Source organism: uncultured Methanobrevibacter sp. (assembly GCF_947169325.1).
Classification (GTDB): Archaea; Methanobacteriota; Methanobacteria; order Methanobacteriales; family Methanobacteriaceae; genus Methanocatella.
Window position 1 is genome coordinate 1 of sequence record NZ_CAMVPN010000132.1, and the last position, 3,906, is coordinate 3,906.

The following is a 3,906-nucleotide window of genomic DNA, read 5'->3' on the forward strand; positions in this document are numbered from 1 at the left end:
ATTGCATCTGCTGGAGCAATGATTACTGGAGATTTGTTCAACTTCACATTGTTCATGGCATTGGTTGGTATCTTAAATATAGGTATTGTATCTGCCGTTAAACAGACTACCGTGTTAAACTCTGCATTCAATTATGGATTGATTGCTATGATGTGCAGTTTGCCATTGTTTGGTGGTGCAGCAATAATACTTGCATCAACCGGAACATTGAGTCTGGCGGTCTTATCCCAAATGCCTGCTAATCCGATGGTAGTCTTTGGTGCTGTGTTAATGTTGATTGGAATATTGGGTGAAAGTGGAGTGGCACCGTTTTTCGCAAGCAAAGCGGAAATGTTCAGGACTGCTGGTTCACCGTATATCGTTATTATTCACCTGAGTTCTCTGTTTATTATCGTAAGAGCTGTTGAAATTATGTTATTGGTATTGTGGTAGTGGTAATATGGCTAGTCAAAAAATTATCTCAATTATCTTGTTGGTCTTATCAACAATAGCTATCCTTGCTTGTTTGGTCATAAATTGTGATGCATGGATAGTTTATACTGTAGCTATATTTGGCATTCCGACATGGGTTTTGTCTTTAGGATTATTAACAATGGCCAAACCAGCCCCTGAAGATGCTGAAGAAAGAATTAAGGAGCCATTCACTGGATATTAAGGTGGTATTATGAATTTGATGGCAGAAATTTTAATTCAGGTTGTTATTGCATTCCTTGCTGGAAGCCTTCTTCTAGGTTTGCATAGAAAAGTCATGGCCCGTGTTCAAAAGCGTCCGGGACCGCCTATAATCCAACATCTGATACACTCCTTGAAATTTTTCTTTAAGGAAACTGCATTTCCAAAAACAGTTTCAAAGGTATTTTATATTGGTATCACATTTATATTAGCATTAATTTGGATTGTTGGGGTCATTGCAGGGCCAGTTGCTCATGATTCTCTATTAATATTGTTTGGTGTTTATGCAGTCTACAAAATTGTTGAGCACAATTCAGGATCAAGTTCAGGTTCACCTTATGGTAAGTTAAGTTGTGTAAGGGCTGTTCTTTCAGCGGCAACAGAACTGCCGTTGTTTGCGGCTATTGTATTTGTCTATTTGGTGACCGGTACAATGGACATTGGTGAAATTATCGCTTACCAGTCAGTTCATGGACCTTTGTTCTTTTCAATTCCACTTGCCGCAGTGATGTTTTTCATGCTAATCATTACAAAATCCCCATATTCTCCGTTTGCAATAACTAAGGACAAGGTTTTAATATCTGGATTTGAAACTGAACACTTTGGATTGTTAAGGGGATTCATGCATTTCTCAGAGTCAATCGCATGGTATGTGATGCTTTGGGTATTCCTGACAATATTCTTCGGCCCATTGAATGCAGTAGGATATCTGATTGGAATGATTGTGATAACATTCATTACCGGATTTATCAATGCTACAACACCGATATTCTCTCCAAATCATTCAGTCATGACTCAAATTACTATAGGTGCTATCTGCTTCTTTGGAACAGTAGTTATGATATTCAGTGGGGTGGTTGCATGAACAGTGAAGATGTGATTGTCTATTTCACAGCATTGGTTGCTATTGGCATAATAGTTGTCGGCATTCTAACTACATGGTTGCACTCAACTGTTATTGCTCCGATAGTGATTATTGGAATTGTCCTGGCAATATTCGTATTGCTTGCCAAAGGCAATTTTGCACATAAGATTGAAAGTATAGAGAAATTATGTTTTATTATAACACTTATAGCAATAATCTGTTCATTTATATTGCTTTATAAACCGATGTAGGAGATATTATGTTAGATTATATGATTTATATAATTGCATTTGTTGTCGGATCCATTGCTGGTCTTGTATACAGCTACAAACAGCATGGTGAACCCTTTGTAGACACTTCGTTAAATGCAGTTGCGGCTGTTGTTGCAGTCGTCGGATGGGTTTTGGCATTTAATTCAGGTAATGTTATTTTATCTGCTATCGGTTTTGTTCTTGGCGGGTTCATAATGGGTGAAAGACCTGGTTACGGCAGAAAGGAAACTGCAATGGGTTTGATTATTGCAATAATTGTATATTTGATATTGAAATGTTACAGTATGATGTGATTTGAATGGATAGTGATGCTAAACTAAAATTGATGCAAAAAAGAATTATAAAAAGTTATGCTTGGCAAAGAGACATAATAGTTCCACTTTCCAAGGAATATGATTGTACTGTTGATGAGTTGGAAGAGGTGTTTTTTGATTTGCTGGATATGGGAGGTCTTGAAAATTTACATGGGACCTTCAAATCTGCCGAGGAAATTTGTTTATATCAAAAATTAAATGCGGATTTAAGGTTATGCTGGTTCAGCGGCACTTTGGAGGTAATATCTCCTGAAGATGCAAAGAATTTAAAATTAAAAATAATCGAAGAAATCAATAATGGAAAATCATACGAAGATGCTCTTAAAGATGGAAAATTAGAGCTGTATCAACTATTAAAAAATGAAGCTAAGCTTAGATCAAGTTTATAAAATTATAAAAATAAAAGAGGGAGTACAATGTTAGATGCTATTAAGGATGTTGTGAGGAAAAGCTCAATTCATGTCTGCATCGTAAATTGTGGTGGATGTAATGGATGTGATGTGGAATGCGTTGCATTATTATCTCCAAGATATGATTTAGAGCAATATGGTATTTATGTTCACAATAATCCTCGTGAAGCTGACGTCCTATTGTTGACTGGAGCAGTAACAGAACAATGGACAGACAATTTAAAAAGAATTTATGATAAGGCTCCTGAACCAAAAATTGCAGTGGCTGTAGGAAACTGCCCGCAATCAGGGGATGTATTTGCACAGGAGGGTGGCCATGTACACGCTCCAGCATCCGATTTCATTCCTGTTGCAGCAGCCATTCCTGGATGTCCGCCAAGGCCTAGTGAGATACTTGAGGCTATTTTGGCTGTTGGTCCGCAGGCTATTGCTGATCGTGGGAGGGAGATGAAATGATAGTGCCTATTGGTCCTATTCATCCTGCTTTAAAAGAGCCTATCAGACTCAAACTTCAAACTGAAGGAGAACGTGTCGTTAAAGCGGAAATTGAATATGGTTATGTTCATAGGGGTATTGAAAAGATAATCGAAGGACAGACCTGGCAGAAAGGAATCTATCTTTCAGAACGTGTATGTGGTATATGTTCATATGAACACACCCAAACATTTGCAGAAACCATAGAACAGATTTCTGATGTTGACGTTCCGCTAAGAGCCCAATTTTTAAGGGTAATTACAAACGAACTGGATAGGATACAAAGCCATTTCCTTGCCAATTCCACATTCTTCAAATCAATGGATCATGAAACATTGTTCATGCATGTTTTGGAGTTAAGGGAATATGCTATGGATTCAATTGAGCTTTTGACTGGAAACAGGGTAAATATGGGATGGAACGTTGTTGGCGGTGTCAGAATGGATGCTGATGAACGCCATTTCAAGCCTATACTGGAAAACCTTGATAAGATAGAGGAAAGCTTTGACAGGGTCAGAGCCCTGTTTGCCGAAGGTCCTGCACTTGCCCTGAGATGTAAAGGAATTGGTGTAATGAGCAAAAAAGAAGCCATTAAGGGACGTGCCGTGGGTCCTATAGGAAGAGCTTCCGGAATTAAAGAGGATTTAAGAAATGGGCATTACACATATGATGATCACTTTGACTTTAAGGTTATCCGTAGAAGCGAAGGAGATAACTATGCAAGAACAATGACCAGATTTGATGAAATCCCCGAATCAATCAGCTTAGTCAGACAGGCTATTGAAAATATTCCTAAAGGGGAAATACGTACTCCTGCAAATTTAAAATCCGGTTATGCAATGCGCAGAAATGAGGCTCCTCGTGGTGAAGTTACTTATATGATTGAGACTAATGGTAAT

The 3,906-nt window shown here is 38.1% G+C and carries 7 protein-coding genes and 1 pseudogene; all 8 read left to right on the plus strand.

Annotation, left to right across the window (positions count from 1 at the left end):
• Positions 1-432: pseudogene (locus tag Q0W26_RS11625) on the plus strand (hypothetical protein); the annotation flags it as partial.
• 7 nt (positions 433-439) lie between these two features.
• Positions 440-655, plus strand: coding sequence for a DUF788 domain-containing protein (locus Q0W26_RS11630; protein ID WP_298525624.1), 216 nt, complete (start codon positions 440-442; stop codon positions 653-655).
• A gap of 9 nt (positions 656-664) precedes the next feature.
• Positions 665-1,537: a respiratory chain complex I subunit 1 family protein gene (locus Q0W26_RS11635; RefSeq protein WP_298525628.1), complete on the plus strand. Its 873-nt coding sequence runs from the start codon at positions 665-667 to the stop codon at positions 1,535-1,537.
• Positions 1,534-1,788, plus strand: a complete 255-nt coding sequence (locus tag Q0W26_RS11640) for a hypothetical protein (RefSeq protein ID WP_298525631.1) — start codon at positions 1,534-1,536, stop codon at positions 1,786-1,788. Before Q0W26_RS11635 ends, Q0W26_RS11640 begins: the two co-directional genes overlap by 4 nt.
• Before the next feature lie 8 nt (positions 1,789-1,796).
• On the plus strand, positions 1,797-2,102 hold the full coding sequence (locus tag Q0W26_RS11645; RefSeq protein ID WP_298525634.1) for an energy-converting hydrogenase subunit EhaL family protein: 306 nt from the start codon (positions 1,797-1,799) through the stop codon (positions 2,100-2,102).
• A 5-nt stretch (positions 2,103-2,107) separates the two neighbouring features.
• Entirely contained in the window at positions 2,108-2,512 is a 405-nt protein-coding gene (locus tag Q0W26_RS11650; protein WP_298525636.1) for a DUF1959 family protein, read from the plus strand.
• A 27-nt stretch (positions 2,513-2,539) separates the two neighbouring features.
• Positions 2,540-2,989 carry an NADH-quinone oxidoreductase subunit B family protein gene (locus tag Q0W26_RS11655; RefSeq protein ID WP_298525639.1) on the plus strand — a complete coding sequence of 150 codons (450 nt, stop codon included), beginning with the start codon at positions 2,540-2,542 and terminating at the stop codon, positions 2,987-2,989.
• On the plus strand, positions 2,986-3,906 hold a 921-nt coding region (locus Q0W26_RS11660), incomplete at its 3' end, for a nickel-dependent hydrogenase large subunit (RefSeq protein ID WP_298525642.1). The genes Q0W26_RS11655 and Q0W26_RS11660, both read left to right, overlap by 4 nt.

Bases quoted from the DNA above. Each gene is read 5' to 3' on its own strand.
- Q0W26_RS11645 (WP_298525634.1), top strand. From the start codon at position 1,797: ATGTTAGATTATATGATTTATATAATTGCATTTGTTGTCGGATCCATT.
- Q0W26_RS11630 (WP_298525624.1), top strand. From the start codon at position 440: ATGGCTAGTCAAAAAATTATCTCAATTATCTTGTTGGTCTTATCAACA.
- Q0W26_RS11640 (WP_298525631.1), top strand. From the start codon at position 1,534: ATGAACAGTGAAGATGTGATTGTCTATTTCACAGCATTGGTTGCTATT.
- Q0W26_RS11635 (WP_298525628.1), top strand. From the start codon at position 665: ATGAATTTGATGGCAGAAATTTTAATTCAGGTTGTTATTGCATTCCTT.
- Q0W26_RS11650 (WP_298525636.1), top strand. From the start codon at position 2,108: ATGGATAGTGATGCTAAACTAAAATTGATGCAAAAAAGAATTATAAAA.
- Q0W26_RS11655 (WP_298525639.1), top strand. From the start codon at position 2,540: ATGTTAGATGCTATTAAGGATGTTGTGAGGAAAAGCTCAATTCATGTC.